The organism is Bacillus sp. 95MFCvi2.1 (genome assembly GCF_000374965.1).
Lineage (GTDB): Bacteria > Bacillota > Bacilli > Bacillales > Bacillaceae_G > Bacillus_A > Bacillus_A pseudomycoides.
Genome location: NZ_KB895691.1, coordinates 257692 through 273342 on the forward strand (window position 1 = coordinate 257692; position 15651 = coordinate 273342).

19 protein-coding genes and 1 pseudogene are annotated in these 15651 nt (G+C 36.3%); 16 read left to right on the forward strand and 4 right to left on the reverse strand.

The window, feature by feature from the left end; translation table 11 throughout:
- Positions 1-53: 53 nt before the first annotated feature.
- Entirely contained in the window at positions 54-1001 is a 948-nt protein-coding gene (locus tag C568_RS0104500) for a COX15/CtaA family protein (RefSeq protein WP_018780889.1), read from the reverse strand.
- Between the two features lie 500 nt (positions 1002-1501).
- Between C568_RS0104500 and cyoE the strand changes: the two genes are divergently transcribed.
- From cyoE to ctaG, 6 genes are all read left to right on the forward strand, one after another.
- Positions 1502-2425, forward strand: a complete 924-nt coding sequence (gene cyoE, locus C568_RS0104505) for a heme o synthase (RefSeq protein ID WP_018780890.1) — start codon at positions 1502-1504, stop codon at positions 2423-2425.
- 96 nt (positions 2426-2521) lie between these two features.
- Positions 2522-3571, forward strand: coding sequence for a cytochrome c oxidase subunit II (coxB, locus tag C568_RS0104510; RefSeq protein WP_018764771.1), 1050 nt, complete (start codon positions 2522-2524; stop codon positions 3569-3571).
- 60 nt (positions 3572-3631) lie between these two features.
- Positions 3632-5467 (forward strand): cytochrome c oxidase subunit I, encoded by a 1836-nt coding sequence (gene ctaD, locus C568_RS0104515; protein WP_170957067.1) that lies wholly within the window; start codon positions 3632-3634, stop codon positions 5465-5467.
- A complete protein-coding gene (ctaE, locus tag C568_RS0104520) occupies positions 5467-6090 on the forward strand; it encodes a cytochrome c oxidase subunit III (protein WP_003199716.1) in 624 nt (207 codons plus the stop codon). The genes ctaD and ctaE overlap by 1 nt, the downstream gene beginning before the upstream one ends.
- A gap of 3 nt (positions 6091-6093) precedes the next feature.
- Positions 6094-6432, forward strand: coding sequence for a cytochrome c oxidase subunit IVB (gene ctaF / locus C568_RS0104525; RefSeq protein ID WP_003199718.1), 339 nt, complete (start codon positions 6094-6096; stop codon positions 6430-6432).
- 86 nt (positions 6433-6518) lie between these two features.
- Entirely contained in the window at positions 6519-7424 is a 906-nt protein-coding gene (ctaG, locus tag C568_RS0104530) for a cytochrome c oxidase assembly factor CtaG (RefSeq protein ID WP_006095795.1), read from the forward strand.
- A gap of 32 nt (positions 7425-7456) precedes the next feature.
- Here the strand turns inward: ctaG and C568_RS0104535 are convergent, their stop codons facing one another.
- On the reverse strand, positions 7457-7822 hold the full coding sequence (locus C568_RS0104535; RefSeq protein ID WP_003199722.1) for a YugN family protein: 366 nt from the start codon (positions 7820-7822) through the stop codon (positions 7457-7459).
- A gap of 205 nt (positions 7823-8027) precedes the next feature.
- On the opposite strand from C568_RS0104535, the gene C568_RS0104540 reads away from it, so the two are divergent.
- The 8 genes and pseudogenes from C568_RS0104540 to C568_RS35175 form a co-directional block, all read left to right on the forward strand.
- The gene (locus tag C568_RS0104540) at positions 8028-9065 is read left to right on the forward strand and encodes a CAP domain-containing protein (protein ID WP_016116055.1); all 1038 of its coding nucleotides are present in this window, start codon (positions 8028-8030) and stop codon (positions 9063-9065) included.
- Positions 9066-9154: 89 nt separating this feature from the next.
- Positions 9155-9568: a YlbD family protein gene (locus C568_RS0104545; RefSeq protein WP_006095793.1), complete on the forward strand. Its 414-nt coding sequence runs from the start codon at positions 9155-9157 to the stop codon at positions 9566-9568.
- A gap of 11 nt (positions 9569-9579) precedes the next feature.
- A complete protein-coding gene (locus C568_RS0104550; RefSeq protein WP_006095792.1) occupies positions 9580-9825 on the forward strand; it encodes a YlbE-like family protein in 246 nt (81 codons plus the stop codon).
- Between the two features lie 77 nt (positions 9826-9902).
- Positions 9903-10475 (forward strand): histidine phosphatase family protein, encoded by a 573-nt coding sequence (locus C568_RS0104555; protein WP_018780891.1) that lies wholly within the window; start codon positions 9903-9905, stop codon positions 10473-10475.
- A gap of 119 nt (positions 10476-10594) precedes the next feature.
- Positions 10595-11047: a YlbF family regulator gene (locus C568_RS0104560; RefSeq protein ID WP_003199733.1), complete on the forward strand. Its 453-nt coding sequence runs from the start codon at positions 10595-10597 to the stop codon at positions 11045-11047.
- Between the two features lie 137 nt (positions 11048-11184).
- Positions 11185-11451 (forward strand): YlbG family protein, encoded by a 267-nt coding sequence (locus tag C568_RS0104565; RefSeq protein WP_016116052.1) that lies wholly within the window; start codon positions 11185-11187, stop codon positions 11449-11451.
- A 132-nt stretch (positions 11452-11583) separates the two neighbouring features.
- Positions 11584-11793 carry a hypothetical protein gene (locus tag C568_RS35170; protein WP_006095790.1) on the forward strand — a complete coding sequence of 70 codons (210 nt, stop codon included), beginning with the start codon at positions 11584-11586 and terminating at the stop codon, positions 11791-11793.
- Positions 11767-12036 (forward strand): annotated as a pseudogene (locus tag C568_RS35175) (transposase); the annotation flags it as partial. The gene C568_RS35170 and the pseudogene C568_RS35175, both read left to right, overlap by 27 nt.
- 333 nt (positions 12037-12369) lie before the next feature.
- Here the strand turns inward: C568_RS35175 and C568_RS0104580 are convergent.
- Complete coding sequence (locus tag C568_RS0104580) at positions 12370-12759, reverse strand: DUF7147 family protein (RefSeq protein WP_018764766.1); 390 nt, start codon at positions 12757-12759, stop codon at positions 12370-12372.
- 569 nt (positions 12760-13328) lie between these two features.
- Between C568_RS0104580 and rsmD the strand changes: the two genes are divergently transcribed.
- Both rsmD and coaD read left to right on the forward strand, forming a co-directional pair.
- Positions 13329-13895, forward strand: coding sequence for a 16S rRNA (guanine(966)-N(2))-methyltransferase RsmD (rsmD, locus tag C568_RS0104590; protein ID WP_003199738.1), 567 nt, complete (start codon positions 13329-13331; stop codon positions 13893-13895).
- The gene (gene coaD / locus C568_RS0104595; RefSeq protein ID WP_018764765.1) at positions 13892-14383 is read left to right on the forward strand and encodes a pantetheine-phosphate adenylyltransferase; all 492 of its coding nucleotides are present in this window, start codon (positions 13892-13894) and stop codon (positions 14381-14383) included. Before rsmD ends, coaD begins: the two co-directional genes overlap by 4 nt.
- On the opposite strand, the gene ylbJ is transcribed toward coaD, so the two are convergent.
- Positions 14375-15607 carry a sporulation integral membrane protein YlbJ gene (gene ylbJ / locus C568_RS0104600; protein WP_018780892.1) on the reverse strand — a complete coding sequence of 411 codons (1233 nt, stop codon included), beginning with the start codon at positions 15605-15607 and terminating at the stop codon, positions 14375-14377. The genes coaD and ylbJ overlap by 9 nt on opposite strands.
- Positions 15608-15651 lie beyond the last annotated feature (44 nt).

Consider the following 15651-nt stretch of genomic DNA (forward strand, 5'->3'; position numbering starts at 1 on the left):
AAGGCAGCTCTTTTCTTTATATAAAAATAATAACTTGCCACAGTGGCAAGTTATTAAAACGATTGTTTATTTTGCGTTGTAGTTGATGGGTGTGCCTCTTTTGCATTTGCTGTGCTTCGTGTACCTAACATGACTAAATAGCATAATACAGCAAAGAGACAAGAAATAAAGAGTGAATGTAACAATGCCATTGATAAACTTGCATTAGTATAAACGACTAAAATACCAACAACTGCTTGAAGTGTAACGAGAATAAATGAGATAATCCATCCCCAATATACAACCCGGTGCTGTTTATAGTGACGAATAGCAACAATCATTGCGTATAGGATCCAAGCAAATATTAATATTGCGGCAACCCTGTGTCCCATTTGAACCCATTCATGCAATTGAGTAGGCCATGGTCTGTTTTTACTACAAAGTGGAAAGTCTGGACAAGCTAAACTTGCACGCTCGTGACGTACTAAAGCTCCTGTATAGACGACAATATAACTGTAAATTGTTACACCGTAAATATGAAATTTCATTTTTTTGTCCATAATGAGAGAACGTGCATCGAATTTTTTGTCGATTTCAAAAATAAGGCACGTTAGTAAAATGACAGAAGCAAACGAAATTAAAGAAATACCAAAATGAATAGCTAATACAGCAGGTACTTGTCCCCAAACAACTGCGGCAGCTCCCATGAGTGCTTGTGCCACTAAAAATACGAAAGATAAAACAGCTAGCGTTTTTGTTTCACGTACATGTTTATAATATTTCCAGGATAGGATACAAAGAAGTGTAACGAGAATCCCTGCCGATCCGGATGTTAAGCGGTGACTTAGTTCAATAATCGTTTCCATTGATAGATTAGAGGGAACGAGTTCACCATTACAAAGTGGCCAGGATTTACCGCATCCTTGACCTGAACCTGTTTTTGTAACTAAAGCCCCTCCTAATAAAACCCCTAGTAAGTCGAGGCTTGTAATGACTGCTAACCATTTAATAAAGCGTTGCAATCTGTTTCACCATCTTTCTGTTATGAAGTTATTGCGAAATATTTTCATTCCATCAATTTTATAGAACAAAACGCGCTACAGTCCTATGATATATAAAAAATAATAAAATAGCAAAGAAATGGAGAGAGGGGATAAAGAGTTTGGAATAAGAAAAAAACGGGATTTTAATTACATATTTTAGGAGAAAATATTTCTATTATAAAAAGAAATGGGAAGAATATATGCTAAATATGACAAAATAGTTTATTATAGAAGGTAAACTCATGTTATGATTAGGAAGTAATGGGAGAAACTTTTTTGTTATCCGACACAAAAAGTTCACGTTTTCTTCACAAATTGTTAGGGAAATATGATTTAATATACTCGAGTATGAGCGTAGATTAGTAGTAGAGTGAGAAAACAACATTTCTACTGTAATAATATTGCTATATAGAAGCGTAATACTTTTGTAAAGTAAAGACGCGAAAGAAGGATGAAAGTTTTAAGAGGGGGTTGAAATGATGAACCATGCAACAAGTGAGCTGCATGATGAGTCAGCTATAACAAATGTGCCGGAAACAACACGTGTACAAGATTTATTAGCGCTCGTTAAGATGGGGATTGTAAACTCGAATACACTTACGGTATTTACAGGATTTTGGTTGGCTTTACACTTTAATGGATTAAATGCTGTTAACCATTTGGATAAAATGTTCTTTACAATTGTCGGCTCGGCTTTAATTATGGCAGGATCATGTAGCTTGAATAACTATATTGATCGGGATATCGATCACTTAATGGAACGGACAAAAAATCGTCCGACAGTAACAGGAAAATATAAACCTGGTTTTGCGTTAACATTAGGTATGACTTTATTGCTTCTTGGTTTTGTATTCTTGTTATTTACAACACCAATGGCAGCAATTATAGGTTTCATCGGTGCTTTCACATACGTTGTTTTGTATTCATTATGGACAAAACGAGCATATACACTAAATACAGTAGTAGGTAGTGTATCTGGAGCAGTTCCACCTTTAATTGGTTGGGCAGCAGTTGATCCTAGTTTAGATCATCCAATTGCTTGGATGCTATTTTTAATTATGTTTATTTGGCAAATCCCACATTTCCTCGCGTTAGCGATGAAACGTGTTGATGAATATCGAAATGCAGGTATTCCCATGCTTCCTGTTGTACATGGATTTGATATTACAAAACGTCAAATCATGATTTGGACAGTATGTTTATTACCATTACCATTTTATATGAGTGGACTGGGAGTAACATTTATGGTAATTGCAACATTGCTTAACATTGGATGGATCGTATTAGGTTTCTATGGATTCCGTAAGAAGGATGACATAAAATGGTCCGTACAAATGTTTGTCTACTCCTTGAACTACTTGACAATCTTATTTGTGTCAATGATTGTAGTTACATTCTTCTAAGACAACGACATGAGGGGATTTCTTTACGTTGAGATTTACTTTACTTACTATAAATAAAGTACAATCTAATTCACAAAGAAAGTGGGGGTTGTTTGTATGAAGAAACAGTGGCGACTGCTTTCATTCGTTTCACTGCTGGCTTTACTGTTAGGGGGATGCGGTAAAGCCTTTCAATCTACTTTAATTCCGCAAGGTGAAGTAGCAAAAATGCAATATGATTTACTCTTGTTAGCAAGTGCAATTATGGTAGGTGTCGTACTTGTAGTTACTATTATTTTCTTGTATGTAATTGTGCGTTTCCGACAAAAGAAGGGTCAAGAAGATTATATCCCAAAGCAAGTTGAAGGAAATCACAAACTAGAAATTATATGGACAGTCATTCCGATTATTCTTTTGCTGATATTGGCTGTTCCAACTGTTACATATACATTCAAACTTGCTGATGTAAGTGCGATGGAGAAAAAGAATATTGATAAAGACACAATCGTTGTTGATGTAACAGCGAATCTTTATTGGTGGGAATTTTCTTATAAATCAGAAAAGATAGTAACTTCGCAAGACCTAGTTATCCCCACAGGTAAAAAAGTATATTTGAATTTGAAAGGTGCTGACATTAAACATTCGTTTTGGGTCCCATCTTTAGCTGGGAAAATGGATACGAATACGGATAATGTCAATAAAATGTGGTTAAAGGCAGATAAATCAGGAACTTATAATGGTTTTTGTACAGAATTTTGTGGCCCATCACATTCTTTAATGCAATTTAAAGTAAAGGCTCTTGATGAAAGCGAGTACAAAGATTGGATTGCTGATATGAAGAAACTTGATGGTAAGAAGGAAGTTTCTTCTCCAAAAGAACAAGAAGGTCAAGAAATATTCAACAAAAGCTGTATTGGTTGTCATGCAACTGGATCAAATGATAGTAGACCACCTTCTGCACGTATCGCACCAAACCTAGCAAACTTTGCTGATCGCGATATGGTTGCCGGCATTGCTGAAAATAATGAAGAAAACGTAAAAAAATGGTTAAAGGATCCTGAAAATATGAAGCCAGGAAATAAAATGACTGGTAAATATGGCAACTTAACGGACGGTCAAGTAGATGCATTAAATGCATATTTGAAAACGTTAAAAGTTGAGAAGTAAAGAGGGATTATTTGCGAAGGGGAGGTTGAAAACGTGAGTTCTGTAGCAAAAAAACAGGGGATGGGTGCTGTTATATGGGATTATTTGACGACAGTAGACCATAAAAAAATTGCCATTCTCTATTTAATTGCAGGTGGATTGTTTTTTATCATTGGCGGAATAGAGGCATTATTTATCCGTCTTCAATTAGCGATTCCAAACAATGCTTTTCTTGTTGGGGATGCTTATAACCAAGTATTAACGATGCACGGTACAACAATGATTTTCCTCGCAGCTATGCCGCTCGTGTTTGCATTTATGAACGCCGCTGTACCACTTCAAATTGGGGCACGGGATGTGGCGTTTCCATTTTTAAATTCACTTGGATTTTGGTTATTTTTCTTCGGTGGAGTATTTTTAAACTTAAGTTGGTTTTTAGGAGGGGCACCTGATGCAGGGTGGACATCTTATGCATCGTTATCTCTTGCTTCTAAAGGACATGGTGTTGATTTTTATGTACTAGGGTTACAAATATCAGGTATAGGTACACTGATTGGTGGTATTAACTTCCTTGTCACAATTATTAATATGCGTGCACCTGGAATGACATATATGCGTATGCCAATGTTTACATGGACAACATTTGTAACTTCTTCACTTATTTTATTTGCTTTCCCACCATTAACAGTGGGATTGGCACTACTTATGTTAGATCGCTTATTTGGCACAAGTTTCTTTAACCCAGCTTTAGGGGGGAACACGATTATATGGGAACATTTATTCTGGATCTTCGGTCACCCAGAAGTGTATATTCTTATCCTTCCAGCTTTCGGAATATTCTCAGAAATTTTCGCTACATTCTCTAAAAAACGACTATTTGGTTACTCATCTATGGTATTTGCAACGGTGTTAATTGGATTTTTAGGATTTATGGTATGGGCGCATCATATGTTTACAGTTGGTCTTGGACCTGTTGCGAACGCTATTTTCTCAGTTGCAACAATGGCAATTGCAGTTCCGACTGGTATTAAAATATTTAACTGGCTCTTTACAATGTGGGGTGGAAGTATCAGGTTTACAACGCCAATGATGTGGGCTGTTGCTTTTATTCCATCATTTGTAATGGGTGGTGTAACAGGGGTCATGCTTGCCTCGGCTCCAGCTGACTATCAATTCCATGATAACTATTTCGTTGTAGCGCATTTTCACTACGTAATCGTTGGTGGAGTTGTATTTGGACTATTAGCAGGTGCACATTATTATTGGCCACTTATGTTTAACAAAGTATTAAATGAAACCTTGGGGAAAATAACATTTTGGTTGTTCTTTATCGGCTTCCATTTAACATTCTTTATCCAGCATTTCCTTGGTTTAATTGGTATGCCACGTCGCTACTTTACGTATTTACCAGGCCAAGGATTAGAAACGGGGAACTTAATTAGTTCGATTGGTGCTGTATTTATGGGGCTAGGAACGATCGTTCTGTTATTTAATGTTGTGAAAACATCGTTGTCTAAAGAGAAAGCTGGCCGCGATCCGTGGGATGCTCGTACATTAGAATGGACAATGCCTGCACCTACACCAGAATACAATTTTAAACAATTACCATTCGTTCGCGGATTAGATCCGTTCTGGATTGAAAAACGTGAAGGGAATAAAGAAATAACACCAGCAGAGCCTGTTAGTGATATTCATATGCCAAACCCTTCATTTTCACCATTTGTTATATCTCTTGGATTATTTATAGCAGCATTTGGTGCGATGTACATGCAAGGTGGGAAAGATAAGTTTTGGTTATTGGTTGCAATTATTGGACTTATCATTACATTTGGTGCAATGTTCTTACGTTCAGTAATTGATGATCATGGTTATCATATTCATAAAGAAGATTTAGATGATAAGGGGGGCACAGCGTAATGCATGTAGAGGAAAAATTAACAAATGAAACGTTTCCAGCAGAGCCTGAAAAAGCAACCCTTGAGGGGAAAAATAAGTTTGTTGGATTTTGGCTATTTCTTGGAGGCGAAACTGTATTGTTCGCTTCCTTATTTGGCACATATTTAGCGTTGAAAAATTCTACAAACGGTGGCCCCACTTCTCAAGAAATGTTTCAAATGCCACTTGTCTTTATTATGACGATGCTTTTGTTAACAAGTAGTTTAACAAGCGTGTATGCGATGTATCATATGAAGAACTTTAACTTTAAGCAAATGCAGCTTTGGTTACTTGTTACAGTACTATTAGGATTAGGGTTTTTAGGATTTGAGATTTATGAATTTTATCATTATACACACGAATTCAAACATACGATGAGAAGTAGTGCATTTGGTTCAGCGTTTTATGCGCTTGTTGGAACTCATGGATTACACGTATTGTTCGGATTATTATGGATCTTAACATTAGTTTTTCGGAATGCGAAGCGCGGGCTGAATTTATATAATGCTCCAAAGTTTTACGTTGCATCTATTTACTGGCACTTTATTGATGTAGTTTGGGTGTTTATTTTCACTGTAGTATACTTGATGGGAATGGTGGGATAAACAATGGCGATAAAGCAAACAAATACAAGTAACTCAAAAGTAGATCTTGTTTATCGTAGAAAAAAAAGTGCTGAGGAAATGAGACATCAAGTGATTACATTTGGTCTAATGATTTTCTTAACGATTGTAGCTTTTGTGGCAGTCGCTTATCCGAAAACATTTAGTCCTCTTTTCTCTGTACCATTTATTTTACTATTAGCTGTTGTTCAAGTAATATTTCAATTGTATTATTTCATGCATATGAGTCATAAGGGACATGAAGCAGCAACCTTTTTCTTATATTCTGGATTATTGATAGGGTTGTTAACCATTTTAGCTTTTATGACAATTGTTTGGGTTTAAAAAGTAAAGGATAGGGAGCTTGAAGTTATCTTCGCTCCCTTTTTCCTATGAGGGTAAGGAGTTCATATTGAAAGGGTGGGTGTAAAATGGGCAACTTATGGATATTTGGTTTTCAAGCTTTATGGAGCCCGATCTTTTTACTTTTTATGGTGTCTATCCTTATCTGTTACTTTCTTATTATCGGGCCGTATAGAAATCGGTTCGATAATGCAGAAAAGGTAAATAAAAAGCAAATGTTTTATTTTACGACTGGGATTATCCTGTTGTATCTTGTAAAAGGTGGGCCTATTGATTTACTTGGACATATTGTATTTAGTGCACATATGTTTGAAATGGCAGTGATGTACATCGCTGTACCACCATTATTGTTATTAGGGATTCCAGTTTGGTTATACACATATATTACCTCTTTCCGTTTTATCCAAGTGATATTGATTATGTTTACAAAACCGCTTATTGCTCTGTTTGTATTTAATGGATTATTTTCTATTTATCATTTGCCTGTTGTTTTTGATGCTGTAAAGCAAAATCAAGTTGCTCATCCTATTTTTCTTGCTGTTTTATTTTTTACAGCAATGATGATGTGGTGGCCTATGCTAAATCCATTACCGGAGTATCAAACATTAAGTGAAATAAAGAAAATTGGTTACATGTTTGCGAACGGTGTATTATTGACACCAGCTTGTGCGCTAATCATATTTGCTAGTGAATCGTTGTTTGCTACATATACGGATCCGAGTGCGTGGATGAAAGCGATGGAGCTCTGTGTACCTGCAGGAACATTGAGTGATTTAAATATAACCGGACCAGAATTTTTACATTGGATGCCGATTGTGCAAGATCAACAAACAGGCGGTATCATTATGAAAATTGTCCAGGAAATAGTGTATGGTACAATTATTGGCTATGTGTTTTTTAAATGGGCACGTAAAGAACGTAAAAAAGATGAGGAGCAACTACAGAAAGTGCCTCCTTATTTGCAACCAAAATAAAGAAGGTGTATCACATGGATACACCTTCTTTACTATTCTATAACTGCAAATTCCTTTAGCTTTTTTTCAATATTTTGCAAGAGTTGTTCGCTTTTTTGGATTACGTTTGTAGGGAAAACTTCATTTTCACCATATTCAACGCCATGTGGATAGTAATGTTTTCCTAACAATGGTGGAAGTAATTTAACTTGTGCATGGCGTCCTCCGATTTCCCCTTCTACCGCAAAGCCTTGTATCCGTAAATAATATACATCCTTCAATATTTCAAATTTATAGTCATATGTAACTCGCTCATAGTCCCACTGTCCAGCAAGTACAAAACGTTGATTTTGCATAACTTCCGTGAGCAGTGTAAAATCAATGGTCGCCCCTATAAGTTTTGAATTTGTAAATTGCATGGAATACCTCCTTATCTTTATTTGAAAACCTTTAATTTTATAATAGTATGAATAATAAGAAATCGCAATTCATATTGAGAGAAAAGGGAGAATCACGGCTTTTTTTATTTAAATATGATATAGTGAAAATAGTGCGGTACACACAAAAGAGAAGACAGGCATTTGTGTATATCTCAATTTTATGTTTGACCAGGAGGTATATTGTTTGAAGAAATTATTACGTATCGTAATGATTACGGTTTTTATTTTAGCTATTGATTTATACGGGAAATTACTCGTTTCGCAATATATATTACAGCCATCTCATTCTAAGCAGGAACATAAGATTGTTAAGAAAAAGAAACAGATAAATGAAGGATTTCCAGAGACAATCTCCCAATTAATAGGAGGGGATTCGGAAAGTTTATTAGCAAAATGGGGTGAGCCAGCTCGAATCGAACCTTCTGCGTATGGTTACGAATGGTGGATTTATAATCAAGATTTATCACAATATGTGCAGTTTGGTGTTGCAGAACATAAAATTGTAACAGCTTATGTTGCTGGTAATAAAGTGGATGTAGTTCCATTTCGTATGGATGAAAAATATGAAGATGTCTATAAAAAAAATCCATTCTCACATGAAATTTCTTTGAAAAAAGGAAGAAACAGCTATCAATTTGAATTATCTGATACTGAAATTGCAGAACAACCACTTGTTTCGATAGAAGAAGATGGTTGGGCGCAGTTATACTTTGACCGATTCACACATAAACTTGTCGGAATTCGGTATATGGATGATGAGACATTGCTTCGACAAAGGCCGTATCAGCTTGTTTATTCTGGAGAGTTAGGGGCGGAGCAGCCAATTACTCCAGAGAAAATGACACAAATAGAACATGGCAATATGCAACAAATTCTAGATTTGACGAATATTATTCGTAGTCGTCATCAACTACCGTTACTAACATGGGATCAACAAACAGCTGAAGTGGCTTTTGGGCATAGCAAGGATATGAAAGAGAATAATTATTTTTCGCATGATTCGCCGGAATTTGGGACTTTAGGAGATCGATTACAACGTGGTCAAGTCGCATTTCAACTCGCAGGTGAAAATATAGCAGCACAGCATACTGATGGGATCGCTGCAGTACAAGGTTGGTTGAATAGTGAAGGACATCGGAAAAACTTGCTAAATGAACAATTTACTGGACTAGGTGTTGGAGTCTTCGATAAATTTTATACTCAAAATTTCATTAGAAAATAGGAAAAGGTGCATGAATCGTTTAAAAATAGGCGAACCATGCGCCTTTTTTTTCTTACAATATAGTAGATACATCTGAAGAGGTGAGGATTATGACAAAAACAAAAGGACCGTTACATCCTTCTGTTCAACAGTTTAAAGAGTTTGTAAACCATCACCCTAAAATGGTTCATGAAGTTCGAAATGGTCAAAAAACATGGCAACAATTTTATGAGGAATGGTATTTACTTGGAGAACAAGATGAAATGTGGAAGGTGTATAAAGCAGATGGAGAAACGATTTCTTCTCCAGCTCAAGAAAACAATGATGAAAAAGCCGTCGATTTGATGGGACAAATGCTTTCTTTTTTAAAAAAATTAGATGCAGAGCAAATGCAGCAACATCTAGCTAATGTAACGAGTGCCATTGGGAGTGTACAACAGGTTATTCAGCAATTTCAAGGGAATCGTACACAACCTGAGCAAAGAACTTCTGAAAACAATCCATTTTTCTTTCGAAAAGATTAGGAGGAAAGAGGATGAGGGCAGAGCTTATGGAATTTATAAAAGCTGATGAAGATTTAGGGCGTTATATTCGTGAACAACCCCATTGGTATCGAAAATTATCACGTAATCCGGAGGAAAAGGAGGCATTTGAATTAGCTGCTTTACAGTATTATAAAAAGACAATCCCGGACAAAGTTGCAAAATTTCAAAATCAATTGGCGGTTGCTTCTATTATGATTGACATGTTTCAATATATGAAGCAGCAAAATGCAACGTAATTGGAAGGGAAAACTATGTCCGTCATGCGAAACTTTTGTTACAATAGAAAAGGATTATTGAAAAAAGGAGTTATAGCATGACGGAAATTTGTTTAGTACGACATGGACAAACTGATTGGAATTTTCAAGAGATTATTCAAGGGCGTGAAGACATTCCACTTAATGAAGTTGGGAAAAAGCAAGCAAGTCAAAGTGCAGCTGCGTTGCAATTGGACACATGGGATGTGATTATCAGCAGTCCCTTAATTAGAGCGCAGGAAACAGCTCAGATGATTAGTAACGCTGTTGGAATACATTCTATTCTTCTTGATGAGCGGTTTGTTGAACGGAATTTTGGCGAAGCTTCAGGGAAACCCGTTTCCACAGTTAGAGAGCTGATTGCAGAGGGAAATGTAGAAGGTATGGAGACAGATGGAGAGATTGTAAATCGTTGCTTTTCTGCATTGCAAGATGTTGCACAAGTACATGCAGGTAAGCGCGTTATTATCGTTGCACATTCACATGCGATAAAAGCAATTTTAAATGCAATCTCCCCTGATGAAATTACATTTAAAACTCCATTGAAAAATGCTTGCATTAGTTATGTAAAAGAGGAAAATGGAAGCTGGGACGTGCTACGATATAATATCGCGGAGCATATTTGCGTATAAGAAATTATGACGGATGATGGTTTTCGGTAATCGGACTTTTTACTTTATATTCAGATGGGATATTCAAATTAGTAGTTCGGTTTTAAATGTGTTATGATGGATACTCGGAGGTGTCTCTCATGATTGTAGCGACGCTTGAAAGCGTAATGATATTAGACGAGGCAGAACAGCTTGCAAAAGCGATTGTCTGTTCAGATATAGCAAAGGGTTATCGGGAATGTTATAAGGCGTTACAGGAAGATTTGGAAGCTCAAACATTAATTAGTCAATTTACAGCAATGAAAGAGCGATATGAAGAAGTGCAACGCTTTGGAAAATATCATCCTGATTATACTTTCGTTTCGAAAAATATGCGAGAATTAAAACGTTCTGTAGATTTGCATGAAAAGATAGCTGCTTTTAAAAAAGCAGAAAATGCTTTGCAAAAACTATTAGATGAAGTCAGTGTAGCGATTGGTTCCGAAGTATCATCTGCTATTAAAGTTCCTACTGGAAATCCGTTTTTTGATGCAGGTGGATGCGGAGGCGGTTGTGGCTCTGGTGGAAGTTGTGGTTGTAAAAAAACGGGGTGATGTGCCCCGTTTTTTAGAATATGGAAGAAAACGTATACAGAATTCGTTTAACAATGTACTATAATTTCACAAATTTCTGATTGATGTTTATAAGATACAAGAATATGAGTATATAAAAGGAGAAGATGGAGAAGATTATGTTCGGGCAACGACAAAGTATGATTGTTTATTTACATTCATTGAAACATGCCAAGATTTTAAGGAAATATGGTAATATTCATTACATATCAAAGCGTTTGAAATATGCAGTTGTATATTGTGATATGGAACAAATAGAGCATATGATACAAAAGCTAAATAAACTTCCTTTTGTGAAAAAAATTGAGCAGTCATATCGCCCATTTCTTAAAACGGAATTTGAAAATTCACGTCCGGATCGCGCGAAAGAATACGACTATAGTTAAAGAGAAAGACCCCCACTATTTTGGTGGGGGTCTTCTCGGTTTTTTCTTTTTAAAGAAAACGTCTCTTTTCTGCAGAACGTATGTTTGTTTTGGTGCATAATGATCTTATCAAATAAAATGAGGTGAGAACAGGTGAAGAAAGCATATTTTTCGAAACGGATCTATAAGGTAGATTTACCGCATGAAATGGTAGATGCATTGGCAGAGACAATCGAAACATGTAATCAGGCGAAGCGCTTTGCGTTTCAAATGATTGTTCGGGAAAAACGTTGGAACCGTAAGATATATACAGATAGTCTTCATCTCGTTCTCAAGCGGAAATTCGGCATCTTTATTCATTAATCCGCGGCTTTTACGATTGGTCGCCGAGGGTTAGGGTATAAAGAAAAAGTAGCTGGGGTGCTTCAGCCTTATATTCCAAAGAAAGATGCACACCACTGGAGCCATTGGCATCAATTAAACAATCGATTGGATATTGGCACGCATCATTTCTATCAGCTATACGATGTAGATCAACCGAAAGAAGTCTTACAAATCGAACGGTTACACTTGTTTGAAAATGAAAAGAAAAAACTAGCAAAATGATTTGCATGATAAAAAAGAGCAATTTGTCCTAGATTTTTACGCTTATTACCAGAGCAGATAACAAGTCTAGGAACTGGATGCATGACAAAGTGTTCTATCCTCGATATAAGAATAAAGTAGTTGTACCTATTTTGTTTGCCTTTCGTCGGAAGATAGAATGGGTCGTCTTACATTGCATACAGACACTACCGAACTCTATATTGTTGTATCCTCTTTGTTGAACGAGAGGAACTGTTTTTGTGAGGACAGAGACAGGAGAATCCCCCACCTTAAGCTCTTGTAGAGGTAGGTGAGGGTAGTTCAATTTAATAAAAATACAATGAGTATAAATTGCTATTGCATTGGAGGAATGAAATGATTCATTCGTAAAATGCCGATAAGGTGATTAAAATATAATTCTTTTTCTGGGAAAATTGTAGAAGGTTTTACAGTAAAAGAAGTAACGTTTTTTTCGATTTGTTCCGCTGTTTCCTCGAATAAAACGATTCGTTTACTTTTTGTACCTTCAAGTATAGGAATCCCTTCGCGGCATATATATAGCGGTTGGAAATTCCCAACCGTTGTAGGTTTAAGAACAACAACAAGTGAGCATACTTTTTTATCATTTTTTAAGGTTTCAAATTGTAACATATGTGATACACGATCTTTATTTGTCTTTGCAATCTCAAGTAATTCATATAAATCGGAGTAGCCTTCTCCTAGTTCAATAAAACGTTGAATCATATTATTTCCTCCTCTTTCTTTTACTGTATCACTTCGTTTTTAAAATGAAAAGCAGACAAAGAAAAAAAACCCTGCAAAGCAGGGCCCTTCTTATACTAGTATGTACTAGTAAGAAGGCAAAGGGAGAGGAGAAACCGGAGGAAGAACTTATGGGGAAACGTAAGTCTTCTCCGCGGTTGGCAACAACATCGAAGGTGATGTTGTTATATTTATTTATGTCCAATCTAAATGAAGATATACATAATGAATTTAAAATTTATCGTAGGCTTTTTATTTTTCTTTTTTTTATTTTATGATAGGATAAAAAAGATAAAGTGAAACTTGCGTTAGTAGAGAGGGATCGGACTCGCCAATAGCGAGATGAATATACATATGGGATACTGGAAAGTTATCATGTAATGATGACTTTTTTAACGAAATAAATTAGTTTTTCTTTTAATAGATAGCGGATTCGTTTATCCTTTAATGGAAAAACACCAAAAAAACAGTGAGGTTTGATAGCGGTTAACCAAACGAATATGCGTTTGTAATAATCGCTCGATAGATTGAAATAAAGGTAGTGACAGCAAATGAGAGTAGTTTCTGGAAAATGTAAAGGGCATCCGCTTAAGGCTGTGCCAGGTAATACAACGCGACCGACAACAGATAAGGTAAAAGAAGCCATCTTTAATATGATTGGTCCTTATTTCGAAGGAGGAATTGCCCTCGATTTGTTTGGAGGTAGCGGAGGGCTTGGGATTGAAGCGCTTAGCAGAGGGGTTGACAAAGCCATTTTTGTTGATCGGGATAATAAAGCGGTGAAGGTTATTCATCAAAATTTAGAAAGCTGTAGGGTACATGACCAAGCTGAAGTGTATAGAAATGATGCAGAGCGCGCTTTGAAGGCGTTAATTAAACGTGAACTATCATTTGATCTCATACTGCTAGATCCACCATACAAAGATCAAAAAATCATTTCATTAATTAGTGTTATGGACCAACACGGATTATTGAACGAAGATGGATTGATTATGGCAGAACATGGGGATGATGTAGTCTTACCGGAAGCAATAGGGGGACTTGTAAAGGTAAGAGCAGAAAATTATGGTATGACAGCGATTTCCATTTATAAGCATGAAGGTGAGGGGACCGAATGACAAGCATAGCAATTTCTTCAGGGAGTTTTGATCCGATAACTCTTGGGCATTTGGATATTATTAAAAGAGGCGCAAAGGTGTTTGACGAAGTATATGTTGTCGTTTTAAACAATTCTTCCAAGAAGCCGTTCTTTTCAGTAGAAGAGCGCCTAGAGCTAATTCGAGAAGCAACAAAAGATATTCCAAACGTAAAAGTTGATTCGCATAGCGGACTGTTAGTTGAATATGCAAAAATGCGTAATGCAAACGCAATTTTACGTGGTTTACGTGCAGTTTCTGATTTTGAATATGAGATGCAAATTACATCGATGAATCGTAAGTTAGACGAAAATATTGAAACCTTTTTTATTATGACAAATAATCAATATTCATTTTTAAGTTCGAGCATTGTGAAGGAAGTGGCTCGTTATGGTGGAAATGTAGCTGGTCTTGTTCCTTCTGTTGTAGAGCACGCTTTAAAAGAAAAGTTTCAAACCCCGTTAAGATGAACGGGGTTTTTCTTTGTTTATTATGCGTAAGAATAATAAAATAACATATAGATATAAACAAAATAGTGTAAAAGTAGGACCGTAGCGAAGCAACATTTCCCAAGTCTTTGCAAGAATAGAAGCATGGTTTGATAAAAAAACAGGGATATCTTGTTGATTTGGTGAAAAAGAATGTAATTTTTCATAAAGTGGTACCCAAAATATAAAAGTGTAAATTGGGGCGAGAATACTTTGGATAATTCTTGCAAAGAAATAGGGTTTAAAGCGAATATCAGTTTCGGCTAAAATACTCGCTACCTGAGCTTGGATAGAAAGGCCGCTAAATGCGAGGATAAAGCTCGTTACCATTGCTTGTTCAAGAATTGTAGTCTGATTGGTTTGGCTGATCATTTGGCTACCTAGTGTCATTTCAAAAAGTCCTGATAGGATGGGAATGCTAAAGTGTGGTGACAGTTGGAAGAATTTTAAAATATGTTGCATAATAAAAGCTAGTGCTGCCGTGAGTTGGAAGACAGTAATCATTTTATTTAAAACGGAGAATAAAATAATAAATCCACCAATCATGAGTAAAGTTTGAATAGAGGAGATAATGGCATCACCAAGTAGTTTTCCAATTGGTCTGTTCTCTTGTAAACGCGTCTCGTGGAGAATTGAAAAAGCGTGTTGTAAGGGACGTTTTTGAATGGATTGTTTTTCTTGTATGTAAGTATTGTTGTTTCCATAAAAACGCATAAGTAATCCGACAGTAAGGTTGCTAACATAATGTGCAGCAGCTAGTATGAAACCTAATTTAGGATTGTTAAAAAAGCCAATAGAAACAGCTCCAAAAATAAATAATGGATTTGAAGAGTTGGTAAATGATACGAGTCGTTCCGCTTCTATTTGCGTTAGCTGATTACTTTTCCGGAGTCTTGCGCTTAATTTGGCGCCCGCAGGGAAGCCGGAGGCCATTCCCATTGCCCAAACAAATCCGCCAATACCAGGCACACGAAAGAGCGGGCGCATAAGCGGTTCTAATATAATACCGATAAACTTTACAACACCTATACTAATTAAAAGCTCCGCAACGATAAAAAAAGGTAGTAGTGAAGGAAAGACAACTTCCCACCATATATTTAATCCGCGAATAGAAGATTGCAAAGCGGCTTGGGGGTGAAGTACGAGAGAAAATGTTAGAAATATCATCGTTATGGTGAGAAAAGCTGTTTTCCATTTTTCATACATTTTAACGTAGCCCCCTTTGTCCCAAAAAACGTTCATTTCAGTAT